Source organism: Idiomarina sp. UBA4520 (genome assembly GCF_002388365.1).
Taxonomy (GTDB): Bacteria; Pseudomonadota; Gammaproteobacteria; order Enterobacterales; family Alteromonadaceae; genus Idiomarina; species Idiomarina zobellii.
In genome coordinates this window covers 41,631-59,119 of record NZ_DGMK01000022.1, presented here as the reverse complement: position 1 = coordinate 59,119, position 17,489 = coordinate 41,631, and the positions used below count along the sequence as shown (strand labels likewise).

Sequence of the window (17,489 nt, the reverse complement as noted above, 5' to 3'; positions counted from 1 at the left end):
AGCCGTGCCAAAGCAGAAAAATTATCAGCAAAATTACTCTTTTTGGGTTCGTTTAGCCAGTGCTTCATCGGTTGTTGTGGCGGCTACCCTTATTGCTATAAAACTATTTGCCTGGCTACAAACTGAGTCTGCCAGTATGCTGGCCTCACTCACAGACTCTATTCTCGACAGTGGCGCTTCTATTTTCAGCTTTTTTGCCATTCGCTATGCGCTCCAGCCGGCTGACGAAGAGCATCGCTTTGGTCACGGTAAAGCCGAGTCATTAGCCGCTCTTGCACAAAGCGCCTTTATTGCCGGTTCCAGCATGTTGCTAGTGTTTCACAGTGTGCAGCAACTCATTCAGGGCGGCAGTGTTCCGAAAGCCGGTTACGGCATCATTGTTTCTATTATCGCCATACTTATTACAGCGGTTCTTATCACTATTCAACGCATTGCTATACGACAAACGCAGTCACAGGCAATTCAAGCCGACAACTTGCACTACCAGTCTGACATTCTGCTGAATGTGGCCGTCATTGTCGCTCTTATGCTAACCAGTATGGGATGGTTTTGGGCAGACAGCGTATTCGCCATTGGCATTGCGGTATACCTTATAATTGGTGCAATAAAAATTGGTTGGGATGCGTTCCAGTCATTAATGGACAGAGAGCTGTCTGAGGAACACCAAAAACAAATTGCCGAAGCAACCATGTCGGTTGACGGGGTTAAGGGGTTCCACGGCTTAAGGACTCGTGAGGCGGGTCCAGTTCGCTTTATTCAGCTTCACATTGAGCTCGATAACAGTTTATCGCTACTGCGCGCCCACGCCATTGCGGATGACGTTGAAGCTGAACTGATGAAAGCCTTCCCGGGAGCCGATATTATTGTGCACATGGACCCTGAGATTGTTGCAATAGTGGAAGGGTCTGCTCAACGATAGCATTCAAGACGGGCGTTCGGTAACAGTCTTTTTCCATCATCAATTCGTGATACGCCCCTTCTATCGTCCTGAAAGTGAAGTGACCTGCTGTCGCTTTTGATGCCACCGCTAATTGCCCTGTTTTCGAGACAACTTTGTCGGCGCCGGCGCGAAATAGCGTCACCGGTATGTTTATTTTATTGACGACATCCTGCGCAGCCTCCGAAGCTTTTATCGCTTCATACAACCAATTAAAAGTTGGGCCTCCAAGCTGCACGCTAGGCTGAGCCTCATACCCATCGCGAAAAGCATCGTATCGTGCCGGGCTTTGCGTCAAAACGTTATCCTCAAACGCAATACGCTGATAATTCTTCATGCCCAGAAAATACCAGGGTCTCGCAAACCAGCGGTTCAGATGCGCCCCGACACTCACGACAAACTTCGCTAAGCTGTACGGCACACCGCCTGTATCAATAGAGAACATAGGAGCTGACAAAATGAGCGACCGATAACTATGCTTATAGTTAGCGCAATAAAGCGTAGCTATGGTGCCCCCCATCGAGTGAGAGAACAGGGTTTTTGGCACATTGCCAAACTCTTTCTCAATTTCATCGTTAAATCGTGCAAAATCACGGACAAAATCATCAAAACTGTCAACGTGCCCCTGATGTGGGTTGTCTGTCAAACGGTCCGACAACCCCTGTCCTCGGTGGTCGATAGCAGTGACTGAGTATCCGCACTGTGCCAGCTCCCAGAATAATTCCTGATACTTTAACGCAGACTCAATGCGACCCGGGCTAATAACAACCAGCGGCGCTTCTGGGGTGTGTTTATAAGAGGCATAGTGCAACGTTAAGCCGTCGTCACCTTTAAAATACTTCGACTCAACCTTTGTGTCCCAAAAAGGCACAATAGTGTCATCAAAAAAGGCCCGCCAATTCGGCGAGTCATCGGAAGGCTTTTGTTTAAGAGAGTCGTTTAGCGACATTCGTGCTGCTCAAATTACCTTTTTGGCAATTCTAGCACGACTTCCAGTCCACCTTCAGGATGGTTTTTAGCGGTGAGGCTGCCACCGAGAACTACCGCTGTTCTTTGGCTGAGAGCAAGACCTAAGCCAACGCCCGCTTTATGGTGACGGGCAGGGTCTCCACGGTAAAACGGCTCAAATAGCTTAACAAGTGTCGACTCTTCCACACCCGGGCCATGGTCGCGTATTATCACACACATATTGTCGCGACCTACTTCGCAAGACAGTTCCACGGTATTTTCAGTGTAATGTAAAGCGTTTCTCACAATATTTTCAAGCACCAGACGGAAAAGCTCTGCATCAGTTTCAATCTCTGGCCAGGCATCTCCGAGCTTCACTAAGCGCTCTTCTACCTCTGGTTTTTGATAGCACATATCGTTAATAAGCTGCTGGACCAATTCGCCACTGTCCAACGCTTCCTTGTTCAACTCGATGAGTCCATTTTCCAGGCGGGAAAGCGACAAAATACGCTCGATGATAACGCTTAAACGTTCGGTGTCCCGGCGCAGTTGCTGCCAGTTCGGATCATCCTCATGCGCATCGGTTTCGGTTAAATCCAACGCTACTTGCATACGCGCCATAGGAGAGCGCAATTCGTGAGATACATCACTTAATAGTCGTCGTTGAGCATCTCGCGACTTGGCTAAGTCCAACGCGGTTTGCGACAAGGCTCGCGCCAGCTCACCCACTTCATCACCCCGCTTTGGCAGTCGCTTCAAGTCGGGCTTTGCACTGCCTTTTGCCACTTCTCGCATACCTAATATCATTCGGCGAATAGGGCGAATAAGCCAAATACCTAACAAAATAGCAAGTACACCACTGCCGATAATTACGGTCAGTGCCCGCGCCTGCATCGACTCTTGCTCAAGTTGCTCTTTATCGACGTATTCCTCAGGACCTAACGGCCGCGTGACCAATATTTTATTGCCATTAAGCTCGAAAGGTCCCATTAACAGCCGTTCATCCAAAGGAATTTGTTGCGGCTGCTCCTGCCCAAGCATACGCAGTAACGTTGAGCCGTGTTTAATGCGCAATAATTCATCCATTAAAAGCTTTTCACTGCCGGTATTGGATAGTTGAGCAGCCACGCGGTAGTCGCCAGCAATGAGTCTGCCTGGCTGAAGAGAGTGAAAAGTGAGAGCATCACTGAGCAAAGGTTGCAGGGTTTGATATATTTCAGGTTTAAGCGGAGAGAGCTCCGCCTTAGGTTTGTTCCATATCGCAAGCAGGTAGCCGCTGGCGGCAGTCACCGATAGCAGCGCCCAGAAAACCAGCAGCAACCTTAAGGTTAATGACCGATACCACCGCGTGCGTTGTGTTTTCATAGACTCGCAAGTAAGCGATACCCACGACCACGAATGGTTTGAATACGATCAGGTTTGGTCGGTAATTTTTTGCGGATATTACTGATATGAACATCAAGACTGCGATCAAACGGCTCCATTTTTCGCCCTAACGCAGCGACCGACAACTGATCTTTACTGACCATGTGCCCAGCCTGCTGCATTAAGCAACGCAAAATATCGAACTCAGTAGGTGTCAATACTAATTCAGAACCGTCACAGTCAACTTCTGTCGTTGCGGGGTCCAAGTTAATACCACAAACGGACAACTTCTCGCTTTGCATTGTGGTATTTGGCGTACGGCGCAGCAATGCTTTTACCCGGGCAACCAGTTCACGCGGATTAAAGGGTTTAGGCAGGTAGTCATCGGCACCTAGTTCAAGGCCCATAACACGATCTTCGTCATCGCCACGCGCCGTTAACATAAGTACGGCTGTATCACGATGCTGCTGACGCAGACGTTGCAGCAACTGCATACCGTCAATACCCGGCAGCATAACGTCAAGCAATATAAGTTCGTAGTCGCCATTAAGGGCTTCGTCGAGACCGGTCACGCCGTCTTCCGCCGTGGTCAGATCAACAGATTCACGCTTAAACAACTCCGTCAGCATGACGGACATTTCGCTATCATCATCAATGAGTAGTACTGAATGTCTCATAACTTGTTGTTCTCTCCAGAAATAAATCCATGATCCAAAATGACCGCTCAATATACGACCCAATTTACATAACTTTTACTTTAGCAGATTTTTTCTTTTTCGGGTGAGTGTATTACGCCCCCAACCAAGCCAGCGAGCGGCTTTTTGCTTATGGCCGTCAAAGCGAGCTAATGCATGTTGTAAAGCGGCTTGTTCAAGTCGCCGCTGGTACTGAGTCAGTACGTCAGTATTATCATCGGGGATTGCAGCCAGCTCATCGCTTAATAGACTCAGCCAACTGCTCAAAGTTTCACTGTTCGTTTCCGTTGTTGACTCAGGCTTAATATCGCCGTTATTCACAATATCGTCCGGCAAGTCATCCACGCCCACGCGTTGACCGGGAGCCATAACAGTTAACCAACGACACGTATTTTCCAGCTGACGAACGTTGCCCGGCCAGCGGTAATTCTTTAGTGCTGCCATTGCTTCTTTAGACAGCTTCTTCGCCGTCACATGAAGTTCATTTGCAGCACTTTCTAAAAAATGCTCGATCAGTTTAGGGATATCATTTTTCCGTTCACGCAATGGCGGTAGTTTAAGCCGAATGACATTTAATCGATGATACAAATCGTCCCGGAACTGACCTTTAGCAACCAGCGCTTCCAATGATCGGTGTGTTGCTGCAATGACCCTAACATCGACCTCTACGGGTTGATGTGCCCCCACCGGATAAAATTGTCCTTCAGCAAGTACGCGCAGTAAACGAGTTTGCACTGACAGCGGCATATCACCTATTTCATCCAAAAAAAGCGTGCCACCATTGGCTTGTTCAAAACGTCCCATGCGTTTTTTATCAGCGCCGGTAAATGCACCGCGTTCATGCCCAAACAGCTCCGATTCGATGAGCTCCCCCGGAATAGCAGCCATATTTAACGCAATGAAAGGTTTCTCAGTTCGTGGACTGTGCTTATGTAATGCTCGCGCAACAAGCTCTTTACCCGTCCCTGTTTCTCCCGTTAACAGCACACTCACGCTGGATGACGACAATCGCCCAATGGCACGAAATACGTCCTGCATAGCAGGCGCTTCACCAATAATCTCAGGTACTTTTGCGGTTCTAGCTTGCTGCGAACCTTGTTTATTTTCAGCCGCATGCCGTAGTGCGCGGTCTACCGTTGTCAGCGCTTCATCAATATCAAACGGCTTAGGCAAATACTCAAACGCACCGCCCTGAAAGGCTTTGACTGTCGTATCTAAGTCAGAGTGAGCGGTCATAACGACTACCGGCATACCCGGGTAGTTTTCTTGCAGCCTTTTTAACACCGCCAGTCCATCGTCACCGGGCATGCGGATGTCCGTCATCACCACACTCGGCTGACTCTGTTCAAGTTCGCTGAAAAATGTAGCGCTGTCAGAAAAAGTGCGCACTCGATAACGACTGTTTGCGAAGGCCTTTTCCAATACCCAGCGAATGGACTCATCGTCGTCAATTATCCATAAACTTGCGTCAGTCATTTCCTGAGCCCTCACTCACATAAGGTAAATAGACAGAAAATTGAGTACGTCCCGGTTCAGAGCTGACCTCAATTTTGCCTTTATGCTGGTGCACAATGGTTTGCGCCAGAGACAGTCCCAGCCCCGTACCCTCTGCTCTACCGCTGACTAACGGATAAAACAGAGTGTTACGAAGCTCGTCAGAAATGCCAGGACCATTATCGATAAAGTGAACCACAGCGCATTGTCGGTAACGCTCTCCGAAAAGCGTTAACTGATGCTCAACTCGGGTTCTTACAATGAGCTTCCCTTTGCCGTTCATCGCTTGGGCTGCATTTTGTGCAATGTTTAAAAACACCTGCTCACAGCTTTCTTCGACAATCATAATGTCCGGCAATGACGGGTCGTAGTCGCGAACAATGCTCAGTGCATCGCCGTATTCATAAGATAAAGTCTTCGCCACGCGCTCCGTTATTTCATGCACATTGACCCGTTCTCGCTTGCCGGGTTTCATAGGGCCTAACAGACGGTCGACCAAAAAACGCAAACGGTCAGACTGACTGATAATTAAGTCCGTGTATTCTTTTAAATAATCGTCGTTCAGCTCACGCGCCAGCAGCTGTGCCGCACCGCGTAGTCCGCCTAATGGGTTTTTTATTTCATGCGCCATACCACGCAATAAATGCTGGGTAGCAAACAATTGGTTCCGCTGTTGGTCTTCCTGATTAATGCGGCGCAGTTGGTCCGCCTTGCGAAGCTCCATCAACAACAGTGTTTGACCGTCATCCTGAATGGTCTGAATGCACACATCGACGGTAATTCGATGCCCTGAATGCAAAGCGAATTCCGCATCCGTATTGAGCACTCTTTGCTCATAATGAAAGCAATTGGCAATGGTTTCACTGGCTAACGAGCACTGAAAAAAAGCCGTCGAGAAAGGCTCTCCAAGCAGACGCTTCGCACTATGATCAAATAGGGACTCCGCTGCCGAATTAACGTAACGAATAGTGAGGCTCTCGTCTAAAGCGAGTATCCCGGTCAGCAGCTGATTAATTAATGAGTTAATGTTCACAAGGGAAGATTAGCTTATGCACCATATTGGTGCAAATAAAAAGGGCGGTATAAACCGCCCTCTAAAGGTTGTTAAACACTGTAGTACATGTCGAATTCAACAGGGTGTGTTGTCTTCTTCAGTGTTTCAACTTCGTTGTACTTCAGACCAATGTACGCATCGATCATGTCATCGTCCATGACACCACCTTGCTTCAGGAAGTCACGGTCTTTATCCAGTGCTTCCAGCGCCATTTCTAACGAATGACAAACGGTCGGAATATCCTTTGCCTCTTCCGGTGGCAAGTTATATAAGTCCTTATCCATTGCATCACCCGGGTGAATCTTGTTACGAATACCGTCAAGACCAGCCATAAGCAGCGCAGTGAAACATAGGTAAGGGTTCGCGCTTGGATCAGGGAAGCGTACCTCAATACGACGGGCTTTAGCGCTAGACACCAACGGAATACGAATGGACGCTGAACGGTTACGCGCTGAGTAAGCCAGCATAACCGGCGCTTCAAAACCAGGAACCAAACGTTTATATGAGTTCGTTGATGCGTTTGCGAAGGCGTTAATCGCGCGAGCATGCTTAACAATACCGCCAATGTAATACAGCGCGGTTTCACTCAAACCAGCGTACTGGTCACCGGCAAATAGGTTTTCACCGCCTTTGTTCAGTGACATGTGTACGTGCATACCAGAGCCGTTATCACCAACTAATGGCTTAGGCATAAAGGTTGCTGTCATGCCATAAGAGTGCGCGACGTTATGAACAACGTATTTATACACCTGAAGCTCGTCGGCTTTAGTCGTTAAGGTGTTGAAACGGGTCGCTACCTCGTTCTGACCGGCTGTCGCCACCTCATGGTGGTGCGCCTCAACCACTAAGCCCATGTCTTCCATAACCAAACTCATGGTGCCACGAATGTCGTGAGCTGAGTCAACCGGTGGTACCGGGAAGTAACCGCCTTTAACACCAGGGCGGTGCGCCATGTTGCCTTCAGAATATTCACGACCCGAGTTCCATTCAGCTTCATCGGCATCAATTTTGTAGAACGAACCACTCATATCGGTACGGAAACGAACATCGTTGAACAGGAAGAATTCTGGTTCTGGACCGAAATAAGCTTCATCGGCAATGCCTGAGCTGCGCAAGAACTCTTCCGCACGTTTGGCGATAGAGCGTGGGTCACGGCTGTAACCTTGTAGTGTTTCAGGCTCTAAAATGTCGCAGCGAATGTTCAGGGTCATTTCATCAGTGAACGGGTCTAATACTGCCGACTCGTTGTCCGGCATCAGCACCATGTCTGATTCATTAATACCTTTCCAGCCCGCAATTGACGAGCCGTCAAACATTTTGCCTTCTTCAAAGAAGTCGTCATCGATTTGCGACACCGGGATAGTGACGTGTTGTTCTTTACCCTTAGTATCGGTAAAGCGTAGGTCGACGAATTTTACGTCGTTTTCTTTAATGGTATCGAAAATCTTATCAGCTGACATGTTGTCCTCCAGTAGACAGCGTCTTTTTAAAAGTAACAGGCACAGTATAGCAAAGCTTATGCCAATTTACTTTCCTTTATAAATCAAAAGGTTGCTTAAAATCATTTATTTCGCACCAACAAATTCGCACCACTATAGCCCATTACGCACCATGACGGTGCAAACGATCACAGTAAGTCTCGAAACTATTGTCCGATTATTCAGTAAAAATAGCGAACAAAAAACAATCAGGTCTTTTTTAATAGAGTCTAAGAAGGTAGAATACGCCGCTATTTTTCATAAACCCCCGTCGGAAGGGTTGGGTTTACACTCACTACCGACAAACACAGGCTTTCTTAATGACAACTCAGGCATTTGATATCAATAAGCTTCGCAACATTGCGATTATTGCGCACGTAGACCATGGTAAAACCACACTGGTCGACAAACTACTTCAACAATCTGGCACCTTAGAAAGTCGTGGTGAGCTCGAAGAGCGCATCATGGACTCTAACGATCTGGAAAAAGAACGCGGCATTACCATTTTGGCAAAAAATACAGCCGTTAACTGGCAAGACTACCGCATCAACATTCTGGACACTCCTGGACACGCTGACTTTGGCGGTGAAGTAGAACGTGTATTATCAATGGCTGACTCCGTATTGCTGGTGGTCGACGCTGTTGACGGTCCTATGCCGCAAACTCGTTTCGTTACACAGAAAGCGTTCGAGCACGGTTTGAACCCAATTCTTGTCATCAACAAAATCGACCGTCCCGGCGCTCGCCCTGACTGGGTCATGGACCAAGTATTCGACTTGTTCGATAACTTAGGCGCTACTGATGAGCAGTTAGACTTCCCTGTGGTTTACGCATCAGCTCTAAACGGTTGGGCGACTCGTGAAGAAGAAACGGTTGGCGACAACATGACACCGTTGTTCGAAACTATCGTCAATGAAGTTAGCCACCCGGACGCAGACCCTGACGCTGACTTACAGATGCAAATTTCGCAGCTGGATTACTCAAGCTACCTTGGCGTTATCGGTATTGGTCGTGTGACTCGCGGTAGCGTGAAAGTCAACCAACCCGTGACCATTGTTGGTGCTGACGGTAAAGAGCGTAGCGGTAAAATTGGTAAAGTATTTAACTACCTGGGCCTTGACCGCATTGACGCTGAATCAGCGCATGCAGGCGACATTTGTGCCATAACCGGTTTGGGTGAACTGAAAATTTCAGATACCGTTTGTGCGGTTGGCGCAGCTGAAGCAATGAAACCTCTAAGCGTTGACGAACCAACGGTTACCATGACGTTCCAGGTCAACACCTCTCCGTTCGCGGGTAAAGAAGGTAAGTTCGTTACTTCACGTCAAATTCTTGAACGCTTACAGCAAGAGCTGGTTCACAACGTTGCGCTTCGCGTTGAAGAAACGGACAACCCGGATAAATTCCGCGTATCAGGCCGTGGTGAATTGCACTTAGGTGTATTAATCGAGAACATGCGCCGCGAAGGCTTCGAACTGGCTGTATCTCGCCCGGAAGTTATCATCAAAGAAGAAGACGGTAAGAAAATGGAACCGTATGAGTCTTTGACGGTTGATATTGAAGAGCAGCACCAAGGTGCAGTCATGGAAAAACTTGGCTTACGTAAAGCCGAGATGACAAACATGACACCTGACGGTAAAGGCCGTGTTCGTGTCGACTTCGAAGTACCAAGCCGTGGCTTAATTGGCTTCCAGACTGAGTTCATGACATTAACGTCAGGCACAGGCTTGATGTACCACACGTTTGACCATTACGGCCCGCACAAAGGCGGCACTATTGGCCAACGCGTAAACGGCGTACTCATTTCGAACGCCCAGGGTAAAGCACTGACTTACGCACTGTTTAACCTGCAAGAGCGCGGTAAATTATTCGCAGCACACGGCGACGAAGTTTATGAAGGCCAGGTTATTGGTATTCATAACCGTTCGAACGACTTAACTGTTAACTGCCTTAAAGGTAAGCAGCTGACCAACGTTCGTGCTTCAGGTACAGACGACGCTCAAACACTGAGCCCGCCAATTAAGTACACACTGGAGCAAGCGCTTGAGTTTATCAACGACGACGAACTGGTTGAGGTTACGCCTGAATCTATCCGTATTCGTAAGCGTGCTTTAACAGAGAACGAGCGTAAACGCCTTGGCCGCGAGTCAAAAGGCTAAATAGACGTTTAGCAAATAAGAAACAGCCCCGCTTCGAATGCGGGGCTTTTTGTATTTAACGCTTTGTTTACCTAAGCCTAACTGGCTGCCATCATTTCTGGTCGCGGCAAAACAAAATAGAAAATAGAAAAGAAGTGAAAAATACTGCCTGCTAAGACAAACAAATGCCAAATAGCATGATGATAAGGCAGTGACTTCCAGACATAAAAAATAACGCCGAAAGTATAAGCCAGCCCTCCTGCTACCAATAACATCAAGCCACCGAAATCGACATTATCTATCATGGGTTTTATCGCAATAAGCGCCATCCAGCCCAAACCTAAATATAAGCTCAGCGACAGCCATTTAATGCGTTTGGTCATAGCGAGCTCCAACACAACCCCGACTATTGCTATGCCCCAGACTATGCCCAATAACGTCCAGCCCCAGGCGCCGCGTAAGTTTATCAGTGCAAAGGGTGTATAGGTGCCGGCAATGAGAATATAAATAGCCGCATGATCAAGCTGCTGAAAAACGGCCTTAATATTCGGCCATGGAAACGCGTGATAAAGCGTCGAAGCCGTGTAAAGCAAAATAAGACTAGCCCCGTAAATGCTGGCTGCTACCACGTGCCAAGCATCACCATACGCGACGGACCAAAGTATCATGACAACCAAAGCCGCAATGCTTAATACTGCACCCATGCCATGCGTCAATGCATGAGCGACTTCCTCCATCGCCGTATAGGCTTTTTGTTCAGTCATCGTTCATACCCTGGCGTTTCGTAACCTTCGGCTATATTCTTAACCGCTCTAATAAACTTATCAACCTGCGACTGATTTTCGTAATTCAGATGATAAGAGCTATGAAACTGCAGCGTCAGCGTCACACCGTAGCCTTCTAAAAACACCGTATAGCCGTCGTGGTCGGTATAAGCTTCAATGCCATCTAAATAATGGCGTCCCTGGCGAGCTTCACCATGAGTCTGAATTTTCTCGTAAGCATCAAGCATCAGTTTTGTGTCTAGCTCATTTTTCATGCCGCACCTCTTTTCGTTAAATGTATAACTTCATTATTGGGGTCTAAAACCATTTCGACAACCAATTTGGAACAAATGTTTGAATTTAGTTGCCTAATCTTTTACATACACATGTGCATGATTAAATAGAATCCGTTATAATAATGAACGAATGTTAAGTAATTGGAGTTCACAATGGTTAGACGCACAAAAGAAGACGCCATGGAAACTCGCTCCAAGTTACTGGACGCTGCAGAAGCTTTGTTCAGTGAAAAGGGGGTTACCCAGACGTCTATGATGCAAGTGGCAGAGAAAGCAGGCGTCACTCGTGGTGCGATTTACCATCATTTTGAAAATAAAATGGATCTCATTGAGTCGTTGATGGGGCGCGTTAAGTTGCCTATCGACGAAATGCGTGAGCAAATTTCAGAAACCAGTGAGTTTGAGATTCTTGAAGAAATAAAAGCCCGCTCTAAAGAGTTTTTGGCAAGGGTTCAAAACGAGCCACAGGTACAATCGCTTGCCAGTATACTGCTGCACAAGTGCGAATATATCGACGAGGTTAACCCTATAAAACTTCGCCACGTCAGCGGCCGGAATGAGTGTATTAATGATGTTGAAGGTCTTTTCCAAAAAGCTATAGACGCTGGCGAAATCGCTCAGTCTGTCAATGCAAGAACGGCAGTTATTGGTTTGTTTTCTTTAGTTGATGGGCTCATTTATAACTGGTTACTGGCGCCCGACTTCTTCCCGTTGGTTGAGTACGGCAATACCGCTATAGACACTTATGTCAAAGGATTGCCGCGTTAAACACCACTAAGGTTCATTGCTGTCGCCGCGTCGCCGGCGCCAGCCAAAGCCCAAATAGTATGGGCCTAGTTCCTGAACCAATTGCCAGTCAATCACTAACGGCTGTCTCCCTGGCGCAAGAAATTAACCAGAAACTCTTCGTCCATTGAGGCGATAGCGCTGTCATTCGCTTTAGGACAGCTTGCACACATAGGTGCCGTCCACGCCCCCACGTTCGCCAGTATGTCACGCAAATGACTGACCGCTCTCAAACCACCTAGGCCACCAGGTGACGCGGCCGCCAGCAGAACGGTTTTATTGCCCCAGGCGCCAATATCAACGCGAGACACCCAGTCAATCGCATTTTTAATTAACGGAGATACCGACGAATTATATTCCGGGCTCACTAACACCACTTTGTCTGCGGCATCAATGGCTTTCGCCAACGCCTGCATCGACTCTGGTACACCTTCTGCTTCTTCCAAGTCCCCATGGTAAATCGGTGCATCCAGCGCATCGGCGTCGAGCAGCTTATGCTGTATACCATGCTTTTCAGCCACCTCGACTAATCGATGCTTAAGCTTTGCATTCAGTGATTCTTTGCGGCGGCTGCCCCCGATAAATAATACCGTCATACTGTCTCCTAATTATTACTGCTGCATTGACTCAATAAAGCGATTCGATTCCTCGATTGAGGCTTCCATGTCAGCAATGAGCGATGAAATGTCATTTTGCAGGCTGTTAAATTCACCTCTAATGGCATCTATCGCTTTCGCGTTTAGATTGTGCTTCAGGTAAAGCACGTTATCTTGCATTTTATCCAGTACTGGCTGCATTTTGTCGGCAGCCCGTTCCATAACTCGCAGGAGCTCCGCATAACGACGTTCTGTTTCACGAAGTTGGCGTTCACTTTGGCGGCGCATATTGTCATTACTGTACTCGCCGAGCTCTTCACTCCATTCGTCAAATAAGTCCTGAGCTACGTCATCGACCGCGTCGATGCGATTTCTCACATCTTCAGCGGCTGCTTTGCTGTCCTCGTAGTCGTCATTGAGTGCGTTGTAGGTTTCTTCCAGTTCACCGCCTTCAATGTTCAGCATTTCGTCCAAGCGTTCAAAAGCCGAGCGGAACTCTTGCTGAGCTTCAGTTTGCGAGTCGCGGGCATCGTCAACACGGTCGACTAAAATGTCGCGTTTCTCAACGCCAAACTTTTCCATGGTGCCGTAGTAAGCACTTTGACAGGCAGTCAGTGCTACCACAGCAACTGCCGGAACAATCCACTGTTTCATTAGTCTTTTCCTCGTACCGAATTAATCAGTCGCTCATCTCGCTTACGTTGTCGATAGTCGTGCACTGCGATAATGGCATGAATAATCGCAATTAAATAAACGATACCTAAGGCACCGATCGAGACAACGAACAACACAACGCCAACCACGGCAATAATGAGGTTAAAAATAGCCTGGAAAATTTTCCCCGTGAACAAAATCGCCAGCGGCGGAAATAAAATCGCTAAAATATAAAGCATAAAAACTCCTTACACTGAAAGGCCTTATTACCAATTAACCGACATTCTCAGCGTAAAAGCAAATAAAGTCTTATCGTCTTCTACCAAACAACTCTCTTATCAGATCAATTATAGCCACGCTAATAAGGCAGCTCTGTGCTATCACACCGCCAGCGCCCAATATCACCATTGCCATTTCGCGTATCCTCAATCATGATAGTCTTTAATGACTACGCAACGGACAGGTAAGCGGCTCAATCGCATGAAGCAAATAGACTGGAAACATTACGTTAGCGAAACCTGGCGGTTTTTAACTTATTTCGGACGCCGGTTTAACAGCGACAGTATTAATGTGACTGCCGGGCACTTAACCTATGTGAGTCTGCTGTCCCTGGTACCGCTGCTTGTCGTTATGTTTACCATTTTCTCTGCATTTCCGGTCTTTGAAGAGCTAAAAGGTAACTTGGAACAGGCGTTGTTCGCGAATTTGTTACCCACCTCCGGCGAGCAACTGCAGGAATACATTAATGAGTTTGTTGCTAACGCCTCAAAAATGACAGCCGTTGGTGTCGGCTTTTTGTTTATTGTCGCCATCACGCTCATGTCAGCTATAGACAAGGCGTTAAACAACATTTGGCGCGACGTGAATAAACGCCACTGGCTGGTCTCTTTCGCAGTATACTGGATGCTATTAACTCTGGGACCATTACTGATTGGCTCCGGCCTCGCAGCAACGTCTTACCTTATTTCATTAAGTCAGTTCGCTGATGAATATATTTCTGGTGCACGCAGTTTCACGTTATGGATGGTGCCGATAGCCACCTCTTTCATATTTTTCACGTTAATGTATCAACTGGTACCAAACCGTCAGGTTAAACTGCGTTACGCTGCATTTGGGGCCGCCATTGCAGCGATTTTATTCGAGCTCAGCAAACAGCTTTTTTCGTTGTATATCACCTCATTTCCGACCTATCAGGCTATTTACGGTGCGCTTGCAACGGTACCCATTCTCATTATTTGGGTTTACCTGTCCTGGATGATTGTACTGACCGGCGCAGTGTTAACCGTCAGCCTGGAAGAATATCAACAGCTGCCGGAAGAGCCGACTTCCGATTGACCTTAGGCCCTTTTTAAAAGACCATAACAGGCTCGTTTTAACAGACTCGGGTTAACATGATAGGACTGATTCAGCGCGTATCACGAGCGAAAGTTACAGTCGACGATCAGATAGTCGGCGCCATTGATAAAGGGCTGCTCATATTACTGGGTGTTGAGCACGCAGACGACGAAGCAGCCGCTGACAAGTTGGCTCAACGCATTGCCAATTACCGCGTCTTCACAGACAGCGAAGGCAAGATGAATAATAGCGTTATTGATGAGTCAGGCTCTGTGTTGGTGGTGTCACAGTTCACACTGGCAGCAGATACACGCAAAGGCCGCCGTCCAAGTTTTTCGTCGGCAGCAACGCCTGACCAGGCGAAAGCACTATACTTAAGGTTCTGCGACGCCATGAAAAAACAGCGCTTACCTGTTGAAACCGGTCAGTTCGCTGCCGATATGCAGGTTGAATTGGTCAATGACGGCCCCGTTACTTTTGAGTTAAGAGTGTAATGCCATGTATCGCGTTATAACACCACAAACCGACACCGAACTTGAACGTTATTATTACTTACGCTGGCGGGTATTGCGGGAGCCTTTTCAGCGCCCATTAGGCTCTGAGCAGGACGAATACGATCAAGTTGGCCACCATCGCATGGTAGTGAATGAAGCGGACGAAGCCGTCGCTGTCGGTCGACTGCACTTTAACAGCCCGGAAGAAGCACAAATACGCTTTATGGCGGTTGCACCTGAATATCGGGGAGAAGGGCATGGCGTTGCCATTATTTACGCGTTAGAAATAGCCGCACGCCAAGAGGGCGCCACCCACGTTGTTATTAACTCGCGCGACAACACCATCGGCTTTTATAAAAAGTGTGGCTACGGCGTTGTTGAAGAAGCGGATACGGTCAATAACCCCATGGCTGAACACCAGTTACGCAAGTCATTTAACGACTACAACCGTATAATTTACCGTCCGGACTGGTGTGCAGAGCTGCAAAAGACCTGGCAGGAAGACATTCCTATCTCGGACGCCATGGGTATTAAAATTCATCAGTATACCGGCCGTGTTTTTGAAACCCGCGCGCAGTTATCACGTAACATCAATGTGCATGGCACCATGTTTGCCGGCAGCATCTATTCACTGGGCACTTTAACCTGTTGGGGCTTATTGCACTTGCAGCTACTCGAGCGAGAATTGGAAGGCTCAGTTGTGTTGGGTGACGGCAATATCCATTATCATAAGCCGGTCACACAGGAGCCACGGGCTGTCGCCCGGTTAAGCGATGTCACGGGAGACTTCTCGGCGCTTAAAGAAGGGAAAAATGCGCGTTTAATGATGAAGGCGCAAATTTTGGATGACGAGCGACCGGTCGCTGAATTTACCGGCCGCTTCGTTGTATTGGCTAAGCGCGACTAACGCTTAGAACCAAAGCTTAAGACAAAATATGCGGTAGTTTCACTACTGCCGCTAACTCACCCTTCTGAATTAAGTCACTGGCTGCCTTAATGTCCGGGGCAAAATAGCGATCCTGGTCGTAGTAAGCCACCTGTTCACGCAAGCAGTTAAAGGCGGTTTCAACCGCTGCCGAAGCTTTCAACGGACGACGGAAGTCGAGACCTTGTGCCGCTTCAAGCCACTCAATAGCAATAATGTCACTGACATTTTTAGCAATATCGGTCAAACGACGAGCTGCAAATGTCGCCATCGAAACGTGATCTTCCTGGTTAGCAGAGGTTGGCATACTGTCGACAGAAGCCGGGTGCGCCAAGGTTTTGTTCTCAGAAGCCAATGCGGCTGCGGTCACCTGCGCCAGCATAAAGCCCGAGTTCACACCGCCATCATTGACCAAAAATGCTGGCAGCTTGCTTAGGTTACTATCAATAAGTAGCGCACTGCGACGCTCTGACAAAGCCCCAATTTCACTGGCTGCGATAGCCAGAATATCGGCAGCCATAGCGACGGGTTCCGCATGGAAGTTACCACCGGAAATAATATCCTGCTCTTCACTGAATACCAGCGGGTTGTCGGTGACCCCATTGGCTTCACGCTCTAAAATCGCTGAAGCATGCTCCATTTGATCAAGAACTGCGCCCATAACCTGAGGTTGGCAGCGCAATGAATAAGGGTCCTGCACTTTTTCGCAGTCTTCGTGATCTTTGGCAATTTCCGACGTTTCTGTCAGCACATGGCGGAACATTTCGGCGGCTTTAATTTGGCCGGGCTGACCACGCACAGCATGAACACGCTCATCGAATGGCGCACGGGAGCCCATAGCGGCTTCTACCGATGTGGCGCCCACCAAAATGGCTGCGTGATAGTTGCGTTCGATACGGAACAGACCCGCCAAGGCCAATGCGGTCGATGCCTGGGTGCCGTTCAATAAAGCTAAACCTTCTTTCGGAGCTAATTCCAGCGGCTCAAGTCCGGCATACTTAATGCCCTCTTTTGACTCATATACTTCGCCTTTATAACGAACCGTTCCTTCGCCCAACAGCGGTAATACCATGTGTGCCAATGGCGCCAAATCGCCTGAAGCACCCACTGAGCCCTTTTCAGGCACGCAGGGATACACTTCTGCATTCAACAACTTAATGAGCGCATCAATGACAACCGGGCGTACGCCGGAAAAACCGCGAGACAGGGAATTTACTTTTAACAGCAGCATTAAACGTACAACGGCGTCTTCCATTAAATCGCCGGTGCCGGCGGCGTGCGACAACACAATGCGGCGCTGAAGATCAGTCAAACGCTCAGGTGGAATGCGAGTATTCGCAAGCAAGCCAAAGCCCGTGTTAATACCGTAAACTACGCGTCCCTGGTCAAGCACATCAGCAACAGTTTTTGCGGAAGTAGCAATATTGTCGTTTGCTTCATCAGACAGCTTCAGCGTCTGATGCTCGTAAAACCAGCTGCGCAAATCGCTTAGCTGCAGCTTTCCTGGCTGTAATTCAAAATGACTCATGC

Annotated in this window: 18 protein-coding genes; 6 read left to right on the top strand and 12 right to left on the bottom strand. The window is 48.1% G+C overall.

The features are described 5' to 3' along the window. Positions 1 to 4 precede the first annotated feature (4 nt). Positions 5 to 919 carry a cation diffusion facilitator family transporter gene (locus tag B3850_RS11175; protein WP_286871782.1) on the top strand — a complete coding sequence of 305 codons (915 nt, stop codon included), beginning with the start codon at positions 5 to 7 and terminating at the stop codon, positions 917 to 919. Here B3850_RS11175 and B3850_RS11170 read toward each other — a convergent pair. From B3850_RS11170 to glnA, 6 genes are all read right to left on the bottom strand, one after another. Further along, on the bottom strand, positions 861 to 1,886 hold the full coding sequence (locus B3850_RS11170; protein WP_286871784.1) for an alpha/beta hydrolase: 1,026 nt from the start codon (positions 1,884 to 1,886) through the stop codon (positions 861 to 863). The two genes, B3850_RS11175 and B3850_RS11170, sit on opposite strands and share 59 nt — an antisense overlap. A gap of 14 nt (positions 1,887 to 1,900) precedes the next feature. Next, entirely contained in the window at positions 1,901 to 3,250 is a 1,350-nt protein-coding gene (locus B3850_RS11165) for a sensor histidine kinase (protein WP_286871786.1), read from the bottom strand. Further along, on the bottom strand, positions 3,247 to 3,927 hold the full coding sequence (locus B3850_RS11160; RefSeq protein ID WP_286871789.1) for a response regulator transcription factor: 681 nt from the start codon (positions 3,925 to 3,927) through the stop codon (positions 3,247 to 3,249). The genes B3850_RS11165 and B3850_RS11160 overlap by 4 nt, the downstream gene beginning before the upstream one ends. Before the next feature lie 75 nt (positions 3,928 to 4,002). Then, the gene (ntrC, locus tag B3850_RS11155) at positions 4,003 to 5,421 is read right to left on the bottom strand and encodes a nitrogen regulation protein NR(I) (RefSeq protein WP_286871792.1); all 1,419 of its coding nucleotides are present in this window, start codon (positions 5,419 to 5,421) and stop codon (positions 4,003 to 4,005) included. Then, the gene (gene glnL / locus B3850_RS11150) at positions 5,414 to 6,472 is read right to left on the bottom strand and encodes a nitrogen regulation protein NR(II) (protein ID WP_286871794.1); all 1,059 of its coding nucleotides are present in this window, start codon (positions 6,470 to 6,472) and stop codon (positions 5,414 to 5,416) included. The genes ntrC and glnL overlap by 8 nt, the downstream gene beginning before the upstream one ends. 71 nt (positions 6,473 to 6,543) lie before the next feature. Next, positions 6,544 to 7,953, bottom strand: a complete 1,410-nt coding sequence (gene glnA, locus B3850_RS11145) for a glutamate--ammonia ligase (RefSeq protein ID WP_053953368.1) — start codon at positions 7,951 to 7,953, stop codon at positions 6,544 to 6,546. 338 nt (positions 7,954 to 8,291) lie between these two features. Here glnA and typA point away from each other — a divergent pair, with 338 nt between their 5' ends. Continuing rightward, the gene (gene typA / locus B3850_RS11140; protein WP_053953369.1) at positions 8,292 to 10,130 is read left to right on the top strand and encodes a translational GTPase TypA; all 1,839 of its coding nucleotides are present in this window, start codon (positions 8,292 to 8,294) and stop codon (positions 10,128 to 10,130) included. Positions 10,131 to 10,207: 77 nt separating this feature from the next. Here the strand turns inward: typA and trhA are convergent, their stop codons facing one another. After that, a complete protein-coding gene (gene trhA, locus B3850_RS11135) occupies positions 10,208 to 10,873 on the bottom strand; it encodes a PAQR family membrane homeostasis protein TrhA (RefSeq protein ID WP_053953370.1) in 666 nt (221 codons plus the stop codon). Beyond that, positions 10,870 to 11,148, bottom strand: coding sequence for a DUF3081 domain-containing protein (locus B3850_RS11130; RefSeq protein WP_053953371.1), 279 nt, complete (start codon positions 11,146 to 11,148; stop codon positions 10,870 to 10,872). The genes trhA and B3850_RS11130 overlap by 4 nt, the downstream gene beginning before the upstream one ends. Before the next feature lie 174 nt (positions 11,149 to 11,322). Here B3850_RS11130 and B3850_RS11125 point away from each other — a divergent pair, with 174 nt between their 5' ends. Continuing rightward, a complete protein-coding gene (locus B3850_RS11125) occupies positions 11,323 to 11,937 on the top strand; it encodes a TetR family transcriptional regulator (RefSeq protein ID WP_273270484.1) in 615 nt (204 codons plus the stop codon). Between the two features lie 95 nt (positions 11,938 to 12,032). Here B3850_RS11125 and B3850_RS11120 read toward each other — a convergent pair whose 3' ends face one another. The 3 genes from B3850_RS11120 to B3850_RS11110 are packed head-to-tail and all read right to left on the bottom strand — an operon-like array spanning position 12,033 to position 13,444. Next, on the bottom strand, positions 12,033 to 12,551 hold the full coding sequence (locus B3850_RS11120) for an NADPH-dependent FMN reductase (protein WP_053953373.1): 519 nt from the start codon (positions 12,549 to 12,551) through the stop codon (positions 12,033 to 12,035). 15 nt (positions 12,552 to 12,566) lie between these two features. Continuing rightward, positions 12,567 to 13,205, bottom strand: coding sequence for a DUF2959 domain-containing protein (locus B3850_RS11115; RefSeq protein WP_286874629.1), 639 nt, complete (start codon positions 13,203 to 13,205; stop codon positions 12,567 to 12,569). Beyond that, positions 13,205 to 13,444, bottom strand: a complete 240-nt coding sequence (locus tag B3850_RS11110) for a YqaE/Pmp3 family membrane protein (RefSeq protein WP_286874628.1) — start codon at positions 13,442 to 13,444, stop codon at positions 13,205 to 13,207. The genes B3850_RS11115 and B3850_RS11110 overlap by 1 nt, the downstream gene beginning before the upstream one ends. Before the next feature lie 241 nt (positions 13,445 to 13,685). Here B3850_RS11110 and B3850_RS11105 point away from each other — a divergent pair, with 241 nt between their 5' ends. The 3 genes from B3850_RS11105 to B3850_RS11095 are packed head-to-tail and all read left to right on the top strand — an operon-like array spanning position 13,686 to position 15,941. Then, positions 13,686 to 14,540 carry a virulence factor BrkB family protein gene (locus tag B3850_RS11105; protein WP_058578519.1) on the top strand — a complete coding sequence of 285 codons (855 nt, stop codon included), beginning with the start codon at positions 13,686 to 13,688 and terminating at the stop codon, positions 14,538 to 14,540. A gap of 56 nt (positions 14,541 to 14,596) precedes the next feature. Beyond that, positions 14,597 to 15,034, top strand: coding sequence for a D-aminoacyl-tRNA deacylase (dtd, locus tag B3850_RS11100; RefSeq protein ID WP_286874624.1), 438 nt, complete (start codon positions 14,597 to 14,599; stop codon positions 15,032 to 15,034). Positions 15,035 to 15,038: 4 nt separating this feature from the next. After that, positions 15,039 to 15,941, top strand: a complete 903-nt coding sequence (locus tag B3850_RS11095; protein WP_058578521.1) for a bifunctional GNAT family N-acetyltransferase/hotdog fold thioesterase — start codon at positions 15,039 to 15,041, stop codon at positions 15,939 to 15,941. A 16-nt stretch (positions 15,942 to 15,957) separates the two neighbouring features. On the opposite strand, the gene hutH is transcribed toward B3850_RS11095, so the two are convergent. Continuing rightward, positions 15,958 to 17,487, bottom strand: coding sequence for a histidine ammonia-lyase (gene hutH / locus B3850_RS11090; protein ID WP_286911751.1), 1,530 nt, complete (start codon positions 17,485 to 17,487; stop codon positions 15,958 to 15,960). Between the last annotated feature and the right edge of the window lie 2 nt (positions 17,488 to 17,489).

Coding starts and splice junctions, on each gene's coding strand:
- B3850_RS11170 (WP_286871784.1), bottom strand. CDS start 1,886: ATGTCGCTAAACGACTCTCTTAAACAAAAGCCTTCCGATGACTCGCCG.
- B3850_RS11165 (WP_286871786.1), bottom strand. CDS start 3,250: ATGAAAACACAACGCACGCGGTGGTATCGGTCATTAACCTTAAGGTTG.
- B3850_RS11160 (WP_286871789.1), bottom strand. CDS start 3,927: ATGAGACATTCAGTACTACTCATTGATGATGATAGCGAAATGTCCGTC.
- ntrC (WP_286871792.1), bottom strand. CDS start 5,421: ATGACTGACGCAAGTTTATGGATAATTGACGACGATGAGTCCATTCGC.
- glnA (WP_053953368.1), bottom strand. CDS start 7,953: ATGTCAGCTGATAAGATTTTCGATACCATTAAAGAAAACGACGTAAAA.
- typA (WP_053953369.1), top strand. CDS start 8,292: ATGACAACTCAGGCATTTGATATCAATAAGCTTCGCAACATTGCGATT.
- trhA (WP_053953370.1), bottom strand. CDS start 10,873: ATGACTGAACAAAAAGCCTATACGGCGATGGAGGAAGTCGCTCATGCA.
- B3850_RS11130 (WP_053953371.1), bottom strand. CDS start 11,148: ATGAAAAATGAGCTAGACACAAAACTGATGCTTGATGCTTACGAGAAA.
- B3850_RS11125 (WP_273270484.1), top strand. CDS start 11,323: ATGGTTAGACGCACAAAAGAAGACGCCATGGAAACTCGCTCCAAGTTA.
- B3850_RS11120 (WP_053953373.1), bottom strand. CDS start 12,551: ATGACGGTATTATTTATCGGGGGCAGCCGCCGCAAAGAATCACTGAAT.
- B3850_RS11115 (WP_286874629.1), bottom strand. CDS start 13,205: ATGAAACAGTGGATTGTTCCGGCAGTTGCTGTGGTAGCACTGACTGCC.
- B3850_RS11110 (WP_286874628.1), bottom strand. CDS start 13,444: ATGCTTTATATTTTAGCGATTTTATTTCCGCCGCTGGCGATTTTGTTC.
- B3850_RS11105 (WP_058578519.1), top strand. CDS start 13,686: ATGAAGCAAATAGACTGGAAACATTACGTTAGCGAAACCTGGCGGTTT.
- dtd (WP_286874624.1), top strand. CDS start 14,597: ATGATAGGACTGATTCAGCGCGTATCACGAGCGAAAGTTACAGTCGAC.
- B3850_RS11095 (WP_058578521.1), top strand. CDS start 15,039: ATGTATCGCGTTATAACACCACAAACCGACACCGAACTTGAACGTTAT.
- hutH (WP_286911751.1), bottom strand. CDS start 17,487: ATGAGTCATTTTGAATTACAGCCAGGAAAGCTGCAGCTAAGCGATTTG.